The 16,963-nt window shown below is 44.3% G+C and carries 17 protein-coding genes; 13 read left to right on the top strand and 4 right to left on the bottom strand.

Features of this window, described 5'->3' with window-relative positions; all coding sequences use genetic code 11:
• Window positions 1-535: 535 nt before the first annotated feature.
• On the bottom strand, window positions 536-829 hold the full coding sequence (locus PKOR_RS14490) for a DUF983 domain-containing protein (protein WP_046311654.1): 294 nt from the start codon (window positions 827-829) through the stop codon (window positions 536-538).
• 442 nt (window positions 830-1,271) lie between these two features.
• On the opposite strand from PKOR_RS14490, the gene PKOR_RS14485 reads away from it, so the two are divergent.
• The 7 genes from PKOR_RS14485 to PKOR_RS14455 all read left to right on the top strand — a co-directional run bounded on the left by PKOR_RS14485 (window position 1,272) and on the right by PKOR_RS14455 (window position 8,355).
• Window positions 1,272-2,150 carry a helix-turn-helix domain-containing protein gene (locus PKOR_RS14485; RefSeq protein ID WP_046311652.1) on the top strand — a complete coding sequence of 293 codons (879 nt, stop codon included), beginning with the start codon at window positions 1,272-1,274 and terminating at the stop codon, window positions 2,148-2,150.
• Between the two features lie 73 nt (window positions 2,151-2,223).
• Entirely contained in the window at window positions 2,224-2,826 is a 603-nt protein-coding gene (locus PKOR_RS14480; protein ID WP_046311650.1) for an AraC family ligand binding domain-containing protein, read from the top strand.
• A 189-nt stretch (window positions 2,827-3,015) separates the two neighbouring features.
• Window positions 3,016-3,999 (top strand): gliding motility protein GldB-related protein, encoded by a 984-nt coding sequence (locus PKOR_RS14475; RefSeq protein ID WP_084694805.1) that lies wholly within the window; start codon window positions 3,016-3,018, stop codon window positions 3,997-3,999.
• 97 nt (window positions 4,000-4,096) lie between these two features.
• The gene (locus PKOR_RS14470; RefSeq protein WP_046311647.1) at window positions 4,097-4,696 is read left to right on the top strand and encodes a hypothetical protein; all 600 of its coding nucleotides are present in this window, start codon (window positions 4,097-4,099) and stop codon (window positions 4,694-4,696) included.
• Window positions 4,697-4,886: 190 nt separating this feature from the next.
• Window positions 4,887-5,900 (top strand): zinc-binding alcohol dehydrogenase family protein, encoded by a 1,014-nt coding sequence (locus tag PKOR_RS14465; RefSeq protein WP_046311645.1) that lies wholly within the window; start codon window positions 4,887-4,889, stop codon window positions 5,898-5,900.
• Window positions 5,901-6,641: 741 nt separating this feature from the next.
• The gene (locus PKOR_RS14460; RefSeq protein WP_052738876.1) at window positions 6,642-7,529 is read left to right on the top strand and encodes a helix-turn-helix domain-containing protein; all 888 of its coding nucleotides are present in this window, start codon (window positions 6,642-6,644) and stop codon (window positions 7,527-7,529) included.
• 58 nt (window positions 7,530-7,587) lie between these two features.
• On the top strand, window positions 7,588-8,355 hold the full coding sequence (locus tag PKOR_RS14455; protein ID WP_046314525.1) for an MBL fold metallo-hydrolase: 768 nt from the start codon (window positions 7,588-7,590) through the stop codon (window positions 8,353-8,355).
• A gap of 85 nt (window positions 8,356-8,440) precedes the next feature.
• Here the strand turns inward: PKOR_RS14455 and tyrS are convergent, their stop codons facing one another.
• Window positions 8,441-9,637 carry a tyrosine--tRNA ligase gene (gene tyrS, locus PKOR_RS14450; protein ID WP_046311642.1) on the bottom strand — a complete coding sequence of 399 codons (1,197 nt, stop codon included), beginning with the start codon at window positions 9,635-9,637 and terminating at the stop codon, window positions 8,441-8,443.
• A gap of 482 nt (window positions 9,638-10,119) precedes the next feature.
• Here tyrS and PKOR_RS14445 point away from each other — a divergent pair, with 482 nt between their 5' ends.
• Window positions 10,120-11,058 carry an adenylate/guanylate cyclase domain-containing protein gene (locus tag PKOR_RS14445; RefSeq protein WP_158453780.1) on the top strand — a complete coding sequence of 313 codons (939 nt, stop codon included), beginning with the start codon at window positions 10,120-10,122 and terminating at the stop codon, window positions 11,056-11,058.
• A 57-nt stretch (window positions 11,059-11,115) separates the two neighbouring features.
• Here the strand turns inward: PKOR_RS14445 and PKOR_RS14440 are convergent, their stop codons facing one another.
• Both PKOR_RS14440 and PKOR_RS14435 read right to left on the bottom strand, forming a co-directional pair.
• Window positions 11,116-12,120, bottom strand: coding sequence for a YeiH family protein (locus PKOR_RS14440; RefSeq protein ID WP_084694804.1), 1,005 nt, complete (start codon window positions 12,118-12,120; stop codon window positions 11,116-11,118).
• Between the two features lie 56 nt (window positions 12,121-12,176).
• A complete protein-coding gene (locus PKOR_RS14435; protein WP_046311640.1) occupies window positions 12,177-13,073 on the bottom strand; it encodes a LysR substrate-binding domain-containing protein in 897 nt (298 codons plus the stop codon).
• On the opposite strand from PKOR_RS14435, the gene PKOR_RS26100 reads away from it, so the two are divergent.
• From PKOR_RS26100 to PKOR_RS14410, 5 genes are all read left to right on the top strand, one after another.
• Window positions 13,032-13,472 (top strand): Sec-independent protein translocase subunit TatA/TatB, encoded by a 441-nt coding sequence (locus PKOR_RS26100; protein WP_415837279.1) that lies wholly within the window; start codon window positions 13,032-13,034, stop codon window positions 13,470-13,472. The two genes, PKOR_RS14435 and PKOR_RS26100, sit on opposite strands and share 42 nt — an antisense overlap.
• A gap of 135 nt (window positions 13,473-13,607) precedes the next feature.
• Window positions 13,608-14,324: a ferritin-like domain-containing protein gene (locus tag PKOR_RS14425; RefSeq protein ID WP_046311638.1), complete on the top strand. Its 717-nt coding sequence runs from the start codon at window positions 13,608-13,610 to the stop codon at window positions 14,322-14,324.
• Between the two features lie 12 nt (window positions 14,325-14,336).
• Complete coding sequence (locus PKOR_RS14420) at window positions 14,337-15,137, top strand: ferritin-like domain-containing protein (RefSeq protein ID WP_046311637.1); 801 nt, start codon at window positions 14,337-14,339, stop codon at window positions 15,135-15,137.
• 269 nt (window positions 15,138-15,406) lie between these two features.
• Window positions 15,407-15,958: an RNA polymerase sigma factor gene (locus PKOR_RS14415; protein WP_235336450.1), complete on the top strand. Its 552-nt coding sequence runs from the start codon at window positions 15,407-15,409 to the stop codon at window positions 15,956-15,958.
• Complete coding sequence (locus tag PKOR_RS14410) at window positions 15,951-16,790, top strand: anti-sigma factor (RefSeq protein ID WP_046311635.1); 840 nt, start codon at window positions 15,951-15,953, stop codon at window positions 16,788-16,790. The genes PKOR_RS14415 and PKOR_RS14410 overlap by 8 nt, the downstream gene beginning before the upstream one ends.
• Window positions 16,791-16,963 lie beyond the last annotated feature (173 nt).

Genomic DNA, 16,963 nt, shown 5'->3' with positions numbered 1-16,963 from the left:
AGTCAATACAGGCACTACCAGATAAACGACAACATACGCTTATCTGCACTATGTACGGAGTAGTACTTTCCGCTGACTTAACCAATATCCTCTTCAAGCTTCTACTGTAGCGGCCACCTATACATCTAGCCAAACTAATATAATATCTCCAAACAAAGAAAGCATGTCAGGTTCAATTTATAAGTGCAGCTACACTAGAATATAACTCAAGGGCCTTAATTAATTATTTATATGCTGGAAGCGGTATCAGAGTAAAGACGAACCTTTACAGCAAGTATAAGGTACTCTAGGTAGCGGTAAATGAATAGGAGGGAAAACTGTAAGCTATTGTTAAAGCAATACGCCAGAGACTTTACAGACTCTGGCGTATTTAGCTCTACTCATCCTTCCAGAACTAGTAGGTCAAATCGAAGGGGGGTATTGAATGGTTATACTAGATATGTTCAGACTGAATACTCTTGCTCTACCTAGAATACATTCTTTAAGCTGTGCAACTCCATAGAAAGGCTTGTAATAATCTAGTTAGCTCGCGGCATCACCTGTTAGGCACTTTTTTAGGTATTTCGCTGCAGGGGCCTTCATATCGGACAAAAATGTTGATCCACAGCACTCTTGATAACCTGAAAATGAGAGGTAGAAAACCAACTACCACCACGGCAACTACACCTATCATCATGGCCATAGTTAGCTCCTCCACGAACTGGTAAAGTATAAACATGGACCCCAGGAAGATAGCAACGTTGATAGCAAAGCTAACATACATTGCTCCATAATAGTACCCTACCTCCTGCTCCAGATCTTGTCCGCAGCAAGGGCAGCTCTTGTTCATATCCGAAAAACTTGTGCTATAGGTCGGTGAAGAGAACATTCTTCCCTCCCGGCATCTGGGGCATTTCATTGTAAGGACACCATACAACATCGACTTTCGCTGACTCATGTTTTTAACTTGCTTGTTAATCTATAACGCAAATATACTAGGTATACTTAGCTTCTTTACGGTACAAAAAGTCCGTTTAACTGTACTTTTTGTACCGAAGCAGTGAATAAAGCTTTTTTCAAGTTAGTACACAACCGCCTTTATACTTAGCTCCTGGCCAAGTATACGAAAAAGCTAGCTCAGAACATGCTTTGCATACTAGCCTGGCATTCTTAGCGCAGTAAAATCATACCTGCTTTGCAGTGTTGCTTTTGAAGTAGCCGTACGTCTCGGACAGGTTCATTTATATTTCTTCCGCATCTTTATTAGCTTTACTGATAACAAGGTAAAGCACATGCCAAAGCCACAATTGCCCGTCTATCAGATTCAGGATTTCAATGCTCAGGCACAAAAAGAGCAGTACTTTTACCTGAGTTCTTTTGCAGCGCATCTACAGGAGCACCTTTTTATCCGTGAGCCTCACAAGCATAGCTTTTATATTGTTCTCCTGATAACCCAAGGCAAAGGGACACATACAATCGACTTTAAAAAGTATGAGGTAGAGCCAGATACAGTGTTCTTTATGGCACCAGGCCAGGTACACAGTTGGGAGCTTTCTGATGATGCTGATGGCTTTGTAGCTTTCTTCACTCCAGAATTTTACCTCAGGGAGTTTCCACACAAAGAGCTCTTTAGCTTCCCTTTCTTTAACACCCTCCTCAATAAGCCAGTTCTATCAGTTACACCAGATGAAAAGCATGCACTAGTAAGGGCATTTCAGTTAATGCAGCAAGAGTATGTAAGTAAGGAGTTGATGAGAAGTGAAATGCTGAGTCGCTACCTGGATGTTTTGCTGATCCGGTTAACACGGATTTATCATGCCCAGGAAAACGTAGCAGAGGTACAGGGCGGAGAGCTCTCCTTGTTACAAAAGTTTGTAATATTGGTAGAACAACAGTACAAAGAACACCTGCCAGTTACTGCATATGCAGATCAGCTGAACGTTACTGCCAAGCATTTGAAAGAGGTTTGTAAGCAGTCTCTGGGAAAGACAACCAATGAACTGGTGCAGGAACGCTTGTTACTGGAAGCGCAACGACTGTTAGTGCACTCCGGCTTAACTGCTTCTCAGATCGCTGCTGACCTGGGTTACCTTGATGCTGCTTATTTCTTCCGCTTTTTTAAAAAGCACACGAGGCTTACACCAGAACAATTCCGCAGCCAAAACAAATAAGATGGGTTCAGCCTGTTAAGACAGTCTCATGTAGATTTAGATTTTTACAAATCGCGCAGCAATACATAAAACTATGATGAAGTCAAACGCAATTATTCCTGTCTACACTGAAGCAGAAAGCTTTGCAAAAAATACATTCCGCGACTTTTACAGCGCTTCTTACCAGGATTCACCTGATGCGGGACTCAGGCGTATTGCTCCACACCGCCACACATATTATGAGATTATCTGGATAACTGAAGGCAGTGGTACACATATTATAGACTTTCAGCCCTACACCTTTAAGGGTCCCTGCTTGTTTTTACAGCAGCCTAGCCATGTACACCAAATACATAAAGATGGGCCTACCAAAGGTTTTGTGTTGAAGTTTAATGAGTTTGTATTTTCCGTTGATGCGAGCGTTGATAACTTGTTACTCAAGTATGGAATTTTCGATAACATAAACGTGCAACCGGTGCTTCACCTAAGTACCTCAGATGTGGACTTGCTCGACGATCTGATGCAGAAAATGCTACTGGAGTACAAAGTGCCAACCAGCTTATCTGAAGAGATTGTTGCTTCATACTTGAAGATATTTCTGCTGCAGGTGTATAAGTTGAAAGATAAAGAACAGGTACACTACTACCCTTCAGATAAATGGCAGCAGTTTAGGTGTAGATGCTACCTATCGCATTAAAGGGAATCCACCCGTTAAATTAGTAGATACTATTTTGGTCATTTATTCTACTGTTGACCCAGAAAATAACAGAGTAGTTTTGAAAGGTTTAAAGAAAAATTAATAATGCCAACACAGTACAAGCACCATGTTCGGCTAATGCCTCACCCGTTGCCTGTACGAGTCCGTAGCTACAATAAATGATTATAAATGAAAAGGAGTCTCTGTAGCATTTTACTTGGTGGCTTGCTCACCTTAAGCTGCACCCATTCTAAAGTTCCTAATGCAATAGATAAATCAAATAATATTAGCTATAAAGTTGAGACGCAGGACATAGAAAATTTCTGGAAGGCATATGACCATTTGAAACACTCATCGGATAGTGTTTCAACATTTCAGGAGTTGTACCTGGATAAAGCAAGTCCATACTTCAAGGAGTTCTTGCAGCTAAGAAATTTCACAGCCAAAGAGTATGTTCAGCTGGTGAGAACTATGCCTGAGTTCTGGAAAACAATCAGATCCTTGACCGAAGACGTGCAGAACAGGAAATCCGAACTACAGCCTGCTTTTGATAAGCTTCTTGAACTTTACCCGTCCTTTAGGCAGCCAGACGTGTGTTTTGCCATTGGAACCTTGAGAACAGGTGGCACAACTTCAGAGGGATTGATTCTGATAGGAACTGAGATTGTAGCAGCCGACCAAACTGTTAACCTCAATGAGTTTGACAGGAATGATTTCATGAGGCTTGTCCTAAGAAACCAAACAGGTGACATCATTGGTGTAGTAGCCCACGAAGCTGTTCATACACAGCAGCCAGGTGGAGATAATGCAGATGAATCCCTGCTGAAACAAACTATAGTGGAAGGGGCGGCTGATTTTATCGCCTCCCTGATGTTGGGCAGGATAACGCAAAGCAAAGCCATATATGATTACGGTTTGGAACACGAAAGGGAGTTATGGAACGAATTCTACACAGATGTCAAAAATGGGAAGGCCATCGGCGACACAAATTGGATGTATGACTACCGAACAAACCGACCAGCCGATTTAGCCTATTTCATAGGTTTTAGAATTTGCGAGGCATATTACAACAATGCCAAAGACAAGAAACAAGCTATTGCGGACATTATCTTGATGTCGGATGCCGAAAGCTTTCTGCTAAAGAGTGGCTATTTGAAGAAATACAGTAGCTAACATCACCTAAATGTCAGCCTCGGCCGACAGCCTTCTGCCGCCGCTTAGTCAAACCGTGACCGGTCAAGCAGACAGTCAGTCAAAAGGAAGATAGAAAATGATGATAAATCAAGAGATCGCTCGAAGACAAAACAGGTCGAATACTAAAGTCCTTCTTACAGGTATTGTAACTATTTTTGTTCTCTCCTTACTTATTTGGGAGCATTTTCATGGTGGTGTCGCCAGTCATCATATTCTACAACAACAAAACCTGCCTGCAATCTCCAACTGGTGGAACGGATTAATACTTCCTATTCTTACATGGTTTCTTATAGGTAGGACGGAAAAGAGAATTGGCAAACAATCTTCACAGGTTCAGCAAACGAACAATCTACAAAGACAGGCTTTAAGGCTTTTTTTAACAGGTTTGGGCTTAGGGGTTTTAATAGCAACTTCATTCACGAATGGATACAGCGCCTTTTTAGACAATATTCCTTACATCATACTAGTGCTTAGTCTTATTATTCCCATATATTACGCTGAGTTCATCTTAGGCTTCATTCTTGGCATGACCTACACCTTTGGAGCAATATTGCCTACCGCTTTTATACTCATACTGGCAGCTATTGGAATTCTTGCCTATAGATTTATCAGACCGATGATTATGAGGCTGACGATGAAATTGAATAGTAGTTTGAATAAAAGCCCGAACCGATAACAATGTGTATGGGTAATAGCGGGTGAAGTAGTAAATCAAAAGGCTTTGCTTCTATTCCGCTACTGTCCATAGATGAACCGTTACCCGTAAGTGCTTTGACGCTTCACCCGTTTAAATAAGATTTCGTAAATTTATAATAACAGTTTCAAATGAGATTGTTAGGTAGAAATCAACGGTCATAATACAGAATATGAAAGCAATTGGATTTAAAACGTCATTACCCATTGATGAAGCAAATAGTTATATTGAGTTTGAAAAAGAAATACCAACTGCCAAAGGGAAAGACATTTTGGTAAAAGTTGAAGCTATATCGGTCAACCCTGTAGATTATAAAATAAGGAGAAACAGCCTGAAAGACAAGCAACAGGATACTCCTAAGGTCATTGGTTGGGATGCCATGGGTACAGTAGAAGCTACCGGCGATAAAGTTACCCTTTTCAAGAAAGGTGACAGGGTATTTTATGCAGGAGACCTTACAAGAGAGGGATCTAACCAGGAGTATCAGTTAGTGGACGAACGCATTGTGGGATTTGCCCCGAAAAACTTAAGCATTGAACAAGCTGCCGCCATGCCGCTTACTTCCCTTACTGCCTACGAACTGTTCTTTGACCATTTTCAATTGAGTAAAGAAAAAGATGCAGGCAAAACTATTCTTATTATTGGCGGTGCAGGAGGTGTTGGATCAGTTGCCATCCAACTGGCTAAAAAGTTGTTGGGGTTAACCGTTATTGCCACCGCTTCAAGGGACGTTACCATCGATTGGTGCAAAAAAATGGGGGCAGATCATGTAGTCAACCACAGTAACCTTGTTAGTGAGGTAAAAAACATTGGCTTTGAACAGGTAGACTATATTGTAGACTTTGTAGACCTGAATCAATATTGGGAGGCCATAGTAGAACTCATCAAACCGCTGGGAAAGGTAGGTTGTATCAGCGACCCTACAGAACCTGTAAAATTGCAGCAGCTAAAAAGAAAGAGTGTAAGCTTTTATTGGGAGCTGATGTTTACACGTTCTATGTATCAAACAGAAGACATGATAGAGCAGCACCACATTCTAAATAAAATTGCACAACTGCTGGATGATGGCATCTTACAACCGACACTTAATACCACACTTGAAGGCTTGACCGCCGAAAATATAAAAGAAGCCCATCGTTTATTAGAAAGCAGCAAAACCATTGGAAAAGTTGTAGTGAAATATTAATGCTTAGATAGCACACTAATGTTGATGCCTTAAACAAAGTATGCAATCAAGTTAATAGCACCAGCCGGTAACACTGCATACCAGCCATGCCTGCATTTTGCTTTCTAAGAAACGACTCAGGTAAAAGAATAATTTGTCTACTTTAGAAACCTCGTTACAAACATCCGGCACGTGCTGGTATGCGAAGCCATTGTATAATATTCAAAACTTGGATTTATGAAAAAAGCACTTTGGTTAATGTTCATTTCAGTAGGATTCTTATTCTCGTGTGAAAAAGAAAAAGTTGACCCTACATCAAGTATCCTTGGACAGTAGAAATATGAATATCAATTATTAGATGATGGTAGCAGATCTTATAACGGCGCATATTCATTATTAGAACACACCTATAGTGATGGGTTCATCCTTTATAAAAATAATAAAGGAAACACTACAAGTGGTGGTGGCATAAATGATAGTGAGTTTGAATGGATATATAATGGTTCCCGTCTTAAAGTAATCATGCCCTACTTTAATGGAAGTACCCGAGAATTTGAATATTTATTATCGAACGTAGAAGAAAATAATATGAACATTCAAACTCCAAAAGGCTTCAAATACTTCTTAAAAAAGGAATAAAACATTATACAACAAGGTCCATAATTTAGGCTTTGGCTATATCTCATTCGCCGCCGCAGACATGGACACGTTCAATATGATTTCACCACTCCACACATCGTATATCAGAAAAAGTCCCAATCCTTGAGAACAATAAAATTTGATAAAACGAAGTGCGGTGTAGAAGTCCTGCTTCGGGTTGGCTCTGGAGAGGAAATAAAACACGCCTACACCAATACAGAAGCTTACAACACAGATTATTTCGAGATTCTGATTTTCAGAAAAGCGAAAGGGCACGTTGGGTTAAACCAGCAAAATATCAACCTCAGCGATAATTCTATTGTCTTTATTTCCCCCTTCCAGAAACGGCAGTGGAAGCTGGACCCAGACCACCTAGACTTCACGTTTCTTATCTTTCAAGAAGACTTTCTCAACGACTTTTTTGCTGATAAGCTGTTCACGTACCGGCTGCTATACTTTTACCAGTTGGACTACCCGCTAAGCATGAACGTGTCGGCTGAGTACATACATAAAGCCTGCAGCACACTTACCGAAATACACACCGAACTGAAAGAGGCCAACCCGGATAGTGAGCATCTCATCCGCTCCCTCCTCTATTACCTGTTGCTGAAGTTCAACAGGGATTATGCTCAGCACAACCACCTTCCACTTGATAAGCCGGAGAACAACTATGCCTATCAGTTTAAGAAATTGCTGGAGCTACACATTAAGGAGAAGCAGCGAATCAGTGAGTATACTTCGTTGTTGGGTATAAGCAGGATTACACTTAACAAAGCTGTACAGGCTCAGTTTAATGTAACAGCTACACACTTATTAAAACAGCGGCTGCTCTTCGAAATCAAGAATTACCTTATACACTCTGACCTAACGGTAGCCGATATAGCGCATGAGCTTAACTTTTCGGAGCCCAACCACCTGATGCGCTTCTTTAAGACACAGACCGGTCAAACCACTTCTGCTTTCCTGCTGTATTATCAAAATGGTAGCAAGTCAGAAAGCATTGGTAGCTAAGCACAAGAGCAGTGCCCTTACTTTTGTATTGAAATCAAGAAATAAAAATCAGTACGATATGGCAACAAGTGCAAGTATACAATTAGTTAGGAATGCGACGCTGGTAATAAACTATGCCGGCAAGAAAATATTGGTAGACCCTATGCTGATGCCTAAGGAGTCTTTCGACCCGCTGGCAGGCAAGGCAAGAAACCCGATGGTTGACCTACCTATCTCTATAGAAGAGCTTACAAAAGACCTTGACCTGGTGCTGGTAACGCATACGCACCCTGACCACTTCGACCAGGTGGCTAGCCAGACGCTGGATAAAAGTATAAAACTTTTCAATCAACCTGCCGACCAGGAATTCTTTCAAAAAGAAGGCTTCACCAATGCCGAAACGGTGGAGGAAAGCAAAGTGTGGAACGGCATTACCATTCACAGAACAGGGGGCGAGCATGGCAGCGGTGAGATTTTGAAGCAGATGGGCATTGTTTCTGGCTTTGTACTCCAGGCTGAGAATCAGCCTACGCTATACATCGTGGGCGATAGTATTTGGATAGAAGAAATAGACCAGGCTATTCAGAAGTATAAACCGGATTACATAATCACCAACTCTGGCGGCGCTGCCTTCCCTGGTTTTGAATCAACGCCTATCCTGATGGACGAAGAACAAACCATGGCCTTGATCAAAGATAGCGGAGAAGCCAGAGTGATAGCTGTACACATGGATGCCCTTGATCATTGCCGTACTACAAGGGTTTCGCTACACCAGAAGGCAGAGGAGCTAAACATAGGGACAGATAAGCTCACCATACCTCAGGATGGTGAAGTGATAACGCTTTAGTATAGCATCAACTATAGCATCAGCAAATATTGAAAGGCCACGCAGTTTTATCTCTGCGTGGCCTTTTAGATAATTCTGCTAAACTTTACATCAGCTCAAAATAATGTCGCTTGCCCAACCTTATTTTGGTGGCAGTTTTTAGCTCTACCTTCATCAGTGCAACAGCTACTTTCTCATCGTTTACGGTTACGCCTCCCCCTTCTATCAACCTCCTGATATTAGCTTTGCTTTCCTGAGGTAGCAATAATTTACACAGGTCTATCATAGCTATCTCGCTTTCATCACAACCCAGATCATCTAGGCTAACTGGCGTAAAGTTCTTCTCCTGAAAGGACTTGTTCTGGAAGCGCTGCTCAAAGAACTCAGTAGCCTTAGCAGCCACCTTCTCATTATGGTATTGCCTTACTACATTGCTGGCGATAGCTTTCTTCAGCGCCATCGGGTTCTCGCCCTGTGCCAGCCGGTTTTGCCACTCCTGTTTTTCCGCCTGGCTAAAATCAGCCACCAGTTGCAGGTAGTCGGGCAGCAAAGCATCTGGTATCGACATAACCTTGCCGAACATCTCGTTTGGCTCATCTGTGAGCCCGATGATGTTGTTGAGCGATTTGCTCATCTTCTCGTGGCCGTCGGTTCCGCGCAGCAAAGGCATGCACATCACGATCTGGGAAGACATTCCTTCTGTTTCCTGCAGCTGCCGCCCCATAGTACAGTTGAAAAGCTGATCGGTTCCGCCCATCTCTATATCAGCCTGTATCTTAACCGAGTCAAAGCCCTGCATGATCGGGTAAATGAGCTCGTGCATAGCGATTGGCGTGTTCTCCTGAAAGCGCTTACTAAAGTCAGTGCGGTGCATAATCTGCGCTACCGTCACCTTCGAAAGCAGCTGTATCATTTCAGATAGCTGCAGACTGTCTAACCACTGCGAATTGTACACGATCTCGCAACGGTCTACATCAAGTATTTTAGACAGCTGGTTCACGTAAGTCTGCGCATTGGCTGCAACATCTTCCTTAGTGAGCGGCGGCCGTGACTTATTCTTGCCAGTCGGGTCTCCGATACGGGCCGTAAAGCTGCCGATAACGATCACTATACGGTGTCCTAGGTCCTGGAACTGCTTCAGCTTCTTCAGTACAATAGCATGCCCCAGGTGCAGGTCGGGTGCCGTTGGGTCAAAACCCAGTTTAATAACTAGTTTGCGGTTTTCCCGCTCGGCCTGTTCCAGCTTTTGCTCCAGTCCATTTTCAGGCAGAAAAATCTCTACATTCTCTTTTAATGCTTCCATCGGAAATGTTTGTTTGTAAAATCTTAGAAATAAAAAAAGCCCAGGCGAATGCCTGGGCTTATGGTATAGAAGTGTTATTACTTACAACGTTATGCAGTACAGCAATGCGCATACCTTTCCCAGACATACACCCGTGTGTAATAATCGTTGTAGAATGGGAATGGCAATATGTGTTGCTGTTTTGTCATTGGTTCTTGATGAGCACAAAGGTATAAACTAATTCCTTTCACTACCAAACTGTTAACTTAAGTTTGCTTCTTGAACGAACTTTATACTTTACTCCACCTCAAAAAACGGCTCGAACCTTCATCATAGAATTAATAGGCAGTACTATCGTAAGCATAAGCTTTACCAGCACATAAATTATTGTGGTAGAAGTCAACCAGTAACATCATAAAGTCACTTTAGGAGCACTGGATGCTAGGTTAACGCACCCTATACTTCCACAGCAAGTATAAGTGGATGAGTCAACTGAAATGCTGATGAACACCAGAAATGAATACACGATAAACCTCATCGGTGATCGCCCGGTGAGGGTACAGGAAGGGCAGTCGGTCTTAAGAGCCTCCCTGGCAGCTGGCATACCGCACTACCATGTATGCGGCGGCCAGGGCAAATGCTCCACCTGCCGCATACTTGTTCAGGAAGGGGAAGAGTTACTCAGCTCACCCACCAGAAGAGAGCTGGAACTAAGGGAGAAGATGAGCTTTCCTGCCGGTATTCGCCTCGCCTGCCAAACAAAGGTGAAGGGGGAGCCTGTTAGTGTTCAACGCATCATCAGGGACGATGATGACCTGTGCCTTTACGTAGGCACCGAAACGACAGAAGGTATAAAGAAAATTGGCGAAGAGCGGGAGCTGGCTCTTTTCTTCCTCGACATCAGGAATTTTACCCCTTTTATGGAGTTTCATTCCCCTTTTGATGTCATGCACATGCTGCGCCGCCTGTTCCGTTTGTTCCAAAAAGAGATTGAGGAAAACAGCCGGGGCAAGATATTGGAAACAGGAGGTGACAGCTTGTACGCCGTGTTTGGCCTCGAAGAAAAGCTTCCGATTGCTACTCAGGCTGCCGTAGAGACCGGACTTAAAATACTGGAGGATGTTAAGATGCTTAACGAAGGCTATCTGAAACCATACTTTAACTACCGTGCGGAAGTGGGCATTGGTCTGCACGTTGGCAGGGTTATAGTAGGAAACACAGGTTTGGGGTTAAACAGGAACCTGGCAGTGATGGGTTTGCCTGTAAACATAGCCGCCCGCCTGCAATCAGCCACTAGGCAACTAAACAACAGCTTTGTAGTTTCTGCCGATGCATGGAAATTAACAAACCCTCAGCCGTTGGAGCCTCCTAAAGCTACTATTAAGCTAAAAGGTGTTCAGGCAGAGCTTGATATCGTAATGCTCGGGAAACCTTATGAGTAAGAGCCAAACATGTGCCTGAAGTGTACTTATTCTACAAAATCAGGTAAGCAGACGGAGCTAAAAGCTTATCTCTATAATGGCCCACAGCGAGGCAAGCGAAATTACCCCCCACAACACTCCCCCCTGTAAAAGAGGCCTTACCCCTACCGATCGTAACGCTTGGCGCGACAAGCCAGCACCAATCAGGAAGAGTGTGAGTGTTAGGCCCGTCTTGGCGATGCCTACTGCATAACGACCATACTCCTGTACAGCTGGCAGGTAGGTATTGGCTAACATCGCTAAAATAAACAGCCCGATAAAATATGGAACTTTAACTTTTCCTGCGCCACTCTTAGATACCAGTCTTGCACCCAGCGCTACCGGTATGATCCACAGTGCCCGCGCGAGTTTAACGGTGGTGGCAATTTCAAGAGCTTCTGCTCCATATTTACTGGCTGCTCCTACCACTGAGCTGGTATCGTGTATGGCGATAGCACACCACAGCCCAAACTGTGTTTGCGTAAGATCCAGCCAGTGCCCCACCACCGGAAAAGTAAAGAGAGCAATAGAATTGAGGATAAACACAACACCCAATGCTACCGATATCTGCTGCTCTCCGGCACGGATAACCGGGGACATGGCCGCGATAGCACTACCACCACAGATAGCCGTACCTGAGGAGATAAGCTGAGAAGTTTTCCGCTCGATGTGTAGCCAGCGACCCAACAGCGCACCCAGCGCCAAAGTACCTGCAATGGAGGCAATAGTAAGCAGCACTCCTTCCCTTCCAGCCTGAAGTGCACTATGCGCGTTCATGCCGAAGCCCAGCCCTACCACAGAGGTCTGCAGCAGCCAGTGCGTTGCCTTGTGGTTTAGTTTCAGAAAGGGATGACCAATTGTTTGCGCCATTACAAACCCCAATAAAAGGGCCAGTGGCGGACCAACCAGCGGTGTAAGGCAAAGCAAGAGAAGTAACAGGAAGATAAATTGGCGGGTGCTAGGTCTTCTGATAAAAGAAGGCTTCTCCCCTGCTTCAAAACCTCCACCCCTTGTTGTTTCTATTGCCTTATTCTCAGCGTCCATGATACAAAGTACGTCAGTACCTATACCAGTAGCTAATCATAAAAAGTGATGCGTTATTACCTGAGGTTATAATGGCGTAGGCAGAATTTACGAAATTGCTCTGCTAAAGAGGAACTTTGACCACGAAGGGTGATGAACTGAAAGGTGCGGTAAATTTCAAGCCCTTTGATGTCTATAACGGTTAACTCCCGCTGCCGCAGCTCCCGGGCCACAGAATGCACAGAAAGAAACGCAGCACAATCAGCATGTAAAAGGTATTGTTTTATACTTTCGGAGCTTTCCAGCATTAGTTCTGCTTTCAGGTCCTTAGCGTGCAATCCTGCCTCAGACAAGGACTCCAGCAGCACATCGCGGGTGCCAGACCCCTGTTCCCGTAACACCAGTGGCATCTCAAGCAGCTCTGCAGGCTGTATCTCAGCTTTGCGCGACTGCCTGCTGCCAGTTCTGGCTACCAGCACAATTTCATCCCTGGAAAAAGGCTCATACATAATCTGGGGGTGATGTGAATTTCCCTCCACTACTCCCAGGTCCAGTTTCTCCTGCATCAGCCGCTGCTCTATCTGCTCACTGTTACCTGTGATAAAGCTAACATCTACCGATGGGTGCGCAGTTTTGAACCGTGCCAGGATACCAGGCAGTACATACTGCGCCAACGTTGTGCTTGCCCCGATACGCAGGTGGCCGCCTGCCGTACTACTGAACTGTGCCATTTCGTTCTCCAGCAGTGCATACGCCTCGGCTATCTTCTGGGCGTGTTGCATCAGCAACTGCCCTGCAGCTGTAAGTGATATGCTATTGCCATTGCGCCTGAAAAGCCCTACCCCCAGGTGCTGCTCCAGTTCCCGAATGTGTTTGGTAACAGCAGGCTGGCTAATAAAGAGAGCCTGCGCAGCCTTTGTGAAGCTAAGCTTTTGGGCAACGGTGTAAAAAACCTTAAGGCGAAAATCAAACATACTTCAAAGTTAGCAGACCAAAATACAACATTGATTAAACAGTTCTGCCTTTCTGATGGAGCAACAGCAAAAAGAAATCTTCTGGGCTACCAATCCGGATTTGTCTCCCGCTCGTTTGTATTGCTCATTTTAAAATTTACAACTATGGATAGCAACAGCATTTTATTATTTGTGGGAGGCTTGGGAGGCACAGAAGTAGTCTTGATCATAGTAGCTCTTCTTTTACTTTTTGGCGCAAAGCGCATTCCAGAATTAGCAAAAGGGTTTGGACGTGGCATAAGAGAGTTTAAGGATGCCTCCAAGGAAATAAAAAGCGACATCGAAAACACGGTAGCAGGAAAAGAACATCCGGCGCAGCCTGAGAAAAGGCAGGAGGAGGTAAAGCAAAACGCAGCCTAAACCCAAACTTCTCTAAAATATTTTCAAACTACCTAAATCCGCACTGTAACTACACTTCGTAGGTCTTTCAATTCAACAGGCTAGCAGGTCTACCTGTGGTAAATCTCATCTTATTATTACTGTAACAAATTGGTTATGAAAAAACTACAAGAACAACCTTCGGAAAAAGGCGACAACTCTTCAATCGAGCTACTGGGGCCGATGCAGCGCCGCAAATTTTTCCGCTATGCAGGTGCTACAGCCGCCGCAACAACGTTGCTACTGGCTTTTACCTCGTGCAACGACGACGATGATGAAATGATGCCTACTGACCCTGAAACCGTTGATCTGGGTTCAGGCGATACGGGAATACTTAATTACGCTTATGCACTGGAGCAATTGGAGGCAGCCTATTATGCTGAAGTAGTTGCACGCTCCCTGAACATGTTTAACCAGACCGAGCAGCAAATTATGCAGGATCTGAAGGGGCATGAAGGCATCCACAGAGACTTCTTAAAAGCAGCACTGGGAAGCGCAGCCATTCCTGACCTTGAGGTTGACTTCTCAGCCGTAAATTTTAACGACAAGAACAGTATTCTAACCACAGCCCGCACTTTTGAGGATCTGGGAGTAGCCGCTTATAACGGTGCTGGCAAACTCTTGGAGGATGCTGGTTTACTGACCTTAGCAGGTAAAATTGTTTCTGTAGAGGCGAGACATGCCGCTGTGATTCGAGATTTGATCCAAAACGGCACTTTCTCAGATACAGCAAACAGCCAAGGCCTTGATCCTGCCATGATGCCTACTGATGTACTTCAGGCAGCCGCACCTTTCATCAAGACAAAAATTTCTGCAAACAATTTACCACAGTAAGGAGACCAAGCCATGAACATATTTAACATTATTGAAGAGATAGAAAAAGCTGATCCGGAAGTATACTCTCGTATGGACTCAAGAAGACATGCGTTTAAAAGCCTCGGCAGCATAGGAAAGAAAACAGCGCTGGCGGCTATTCCCTTTGCCCTGGGTTCGGTTTTCCAGAAGGCATACGGCCAGAGCAACAGCATGGTATTGGAGGTTTTAAACTTCGCACTGAAGCTTGAGTACCTGGAGCGCAACTTCTACACACAGGCCCTGGCAGCATCAGGACTTATCACAGATGGCACAGCAAGAGCCGCTATCGAGAAGATACAGATGCACGAAGCAGCTCACGTAGACTTGCTCATTGCCACCATCCAAAGCCTGAACGGCACACCGATAAGCGAGCCTACCTTCAACTTTGGTAAGAACTTCCCTGACTGGAACACAAACTACCAGACTTTCCTGACTCTTGCGCAGGCCTTCGAAGATACAGGAGTTAGAGCATATAAAGGACAGGCCCCTAACCTGATAAACAACGACACGGTGCTCACAGCTGCCTTGCAGATACACTCTGTAGAGGCGCGGCATGCAGCCCATATCAGACGTATGCGTGGCAATTTAGGATGGATAGTAGGAGCAGGTGATAACAGTAACGTTCCAGCCGGAGCTCAGCCTGTTTATGCCGGAGAAGACAACCTCATGCAGGGCGGAATTAATGACGTTTCAACTGTTGGGGATGGTTACTCTACTGCTATCGCTACAGGTGCTTTCGACGAACCTCTAACTAAAGAACAGGTAGCGCAAATTGTGTCGCTCTTCGAATAGTTTTCCCATGATTCATAGTTTGAAAGGAGAGCTGCACTTGTAGCTCTTTTTTCATATCTTACCAGAAAGGTCAGTAGTATAGTTGCTTTCACTAAACCTAGTAGCTGTTTTCATCATTTTATGGCGGTGCACAGATTATCTGTGTATAGGCAATTTAAATAAGGCTATAACTACAACCTTTTGAATAATTTGCAGTTAGTGAAATTCAGAAATACTCTTAATTTTGATAAACTCTATCATAGGGTTGGGTTACAAACTGTTTAGCTTCCTTGGCGGATAATACGACACAAAAAACTAGCGAAGAAGACCTGATTGCTCGTTTACGCGCCAGGGATAACGCTGCAGTTTCTTTACTCTACGACATGTATAGTGCCACACTATACGGTGTTATCTTGCAGATTGTAAAAACCGAGGAAGTAGCTGAGGATGTGCTGCAAGAGACTTTTATAAAAATATGGAAGTCTTTTGACAAATACGATGAAAAAAAGGGCAGGCTTTTTACCTGGATGCTAAACGTTGGCAGAAACCTGGCGATCGATAAGCTCCGCTCAAAAGAATACCGCATGAAGGGATCCACAAATTCCTTATCAGGGTCCCAAGTAAATTTTAGCAGCAGCGCTTTTAACCCTGATCATATAGGGGTTAGGGAGGTCGTTGAAAAACTAAGCCCTGAGCAACAAACAATCATCAACCTCATGTATTTTGAGGGAATGACACAAAATGAAATCGCAGAAGAATACAATATTCCACTGGGTACGGTGAAAACCAGAGCACGCAGTGCAGTTAAATTTTTATCAAAATTGTTTAAGGGTAGTGTCTAACGAAGAATACATAGCATCTGGAGTTCTTGAGCTTTATGCAGCCGGTGGTCTTATACAGGCGGAGCGTGAAGAGGTAGAATTACGTGCTGCGAGCTCTCCTGAAGTTCGGGCAGCGTTGGACGAAGCGTGCTCGGCAATGGAATATTATGCCCAAGTGCATGCAGTGCCACCAAGGCCGGAATTAAAGAACAGAATCTTAAGCAGGCTTCAACCTATCGAGGGTTCAGGGGCAACGACAACTGCCTTTGAAGAGGACCCGGAAACTGTTTCTTATACCTTGCCACTGGAGGAAGAAACGTCTCCGTATAAGTGGATGTTTGCTGCCAGTATCGTGCTGTTCCTGATTTCAGGCATGTTAAGCTACCACTTCTATACAAAGTGGCAGGACGCTGAACAGCGTTTGGCAACAGCTGTTTCCTCTGAACAGCTCCTGGCGCAGAATATGCAAAACACCTCGCTCAGAACTCAGCAACTAGAGCAAGTGCTGGCTATTCTCCGCGACCCAAGCTACCAGTCTGTTAAGCTGCAAGGCGTAAAAGCGCATCCTGGCGCGAATGCCATAGTATATTGGCACCCGCAGAAACAGGAAGTATATATCGATAAAGTAAGCCTGCCGGCACCACCTTCGGGCATGCAGTACCAACTCTGGGCCTTAGATGAGGGAACACCTGTTGATGCAGGACTCATACCTACCAGCGGCAACCAGGTAACAATGCTGAAAATGAAGCCAATTAAATCAGCACAGGCATTTGCCGTAACGCTGGAGCCAGAGGGTGGAAGTGTTAACCCTACACTTGAGCAGTTGACGGTAATGGGTAAGATTGAAGCTTGATATTTGTGCTGATAAAACCGATTTTATAGGAATGACGCCTTTTCAACAAAAGGTGTCATTCCTATTTATGAGCACTCTTTCTCCTACTATACCATACTTACTGCTCCGTCTCCAGAGTCGTGCCCATCTGGTGAAACCTGACTCGTCAAAAACAGGATTTCTAGATTAAAAGG

The organism is Pontibacter korlensis, from assembly GCF_000973725.1.
Classification (GTDB): Bacteria; Bacteroidota; Bacteroidia; order Cytophagales; family Hymenobacteraceae; genus Pontibacter; species Pontibacter korlensis.
This window is presented reverse-complemented; position numbering and strand designations above follow the sequence as displayed.

What these genes read in the sequence shown, in the direction of transcription:
- PKOR_RS14435 (WP_046311640.1), bottom strand. Translation starts at nt 13,073, where the DNA reads ATGTTTGATTTTCGCCTTAAGGTTTTTTACACCGTTGCCCAAAAGCTT.
- PKOR_RS14425 (WP_046311638.1), top strand. Translation starts at nt 13,608, where the DNA reads ATGAAAAAACTACAAGAACAACCTTCGGAAAAAGGCGACAACTCTTCA.
- PKOR_RS14445 (WP_158453780.1), top strand. Translation starts at nt 10,120, where the DNA reads ATGAACACCAGAAATGAATACACGATAAACCTCATCGGTGATCGCCCG.
- PKOR_RS14455 (WP_046314525.1), top strand. Translation starts at nt 7,588, where the DNA reads ATGGCAACAAGTGCAAGTATACAATTAGTTAGGAATGCGACGCTGGTA.
- PKOR_RS14470 (WP_046311647.1), top strand. Translation starts at nt 4,097, where the DNA reads ATGATGATAAATCAAGAGATCGCTCGAAGACAAAACAGGTCGAATACT.
- PKOR_RS14465 (WP_046311645.1), top strand. Translation starts at nt 4,887, where the DNA reads ATGAAAGCAATTGGATTTAAAACGTCATTACCCATTGATGAAGCAAAT.
- PKOR_RS14485 (WP_046311652.1), top strand. Translation starts at nt 1,272, where the DNA reads ATGCCAAAGCCACAATTGCCCGTCTATCAGATTCAGGATTTCAATGCT.
- PKOR_RS14440 (WP_084694804.1), bottom strand. Translation starts at nt 12,120, where the DNA reads ATGGACGCTGAGAATAAGGCAATAGAAACAACAAGGGGTGGAGGTTTT.
- PKOR_RS14480 (WP_046311650.1), top strand. Translation starts at nt 2,224, where the DNA reads ATGATGAAGTCAAACGCAATTATTCCTGTCTACACTGAAGCAGAAAGC.
- PKOR_RS14475 (WP_084694805.1), top strand. Translation starts at nt 3,016, where the DNA reads ATGAAAAGGAGTCTCTGTAGCATTTTACTTGGTGGCTTGCTCACCTTA.
- PKOR_RS14420 (WP_046311637.1), top strand. Translation starts at nt 14,337, where the DNA reads ATGAACATATTTAACATTATTGAAGAGATAGAAAAAGCTGATCCGGAA.
- tyrS (WP_046311642.1), bottom strand. Translation starts at nt 9,637, where the DNA reads ATGGAAGCATTAAAAGAGAATGTAGAGATTTTTCTGCCTGAAAATGGA.
- PKOR_RS14490 (WP_046311654.1), bottom strand. Translation starts at nt 829, where the DNA reads ATGAACAAGAGCTGCCCTTGCTGCGGACAAGATCTGGAGCAGGAGGTA.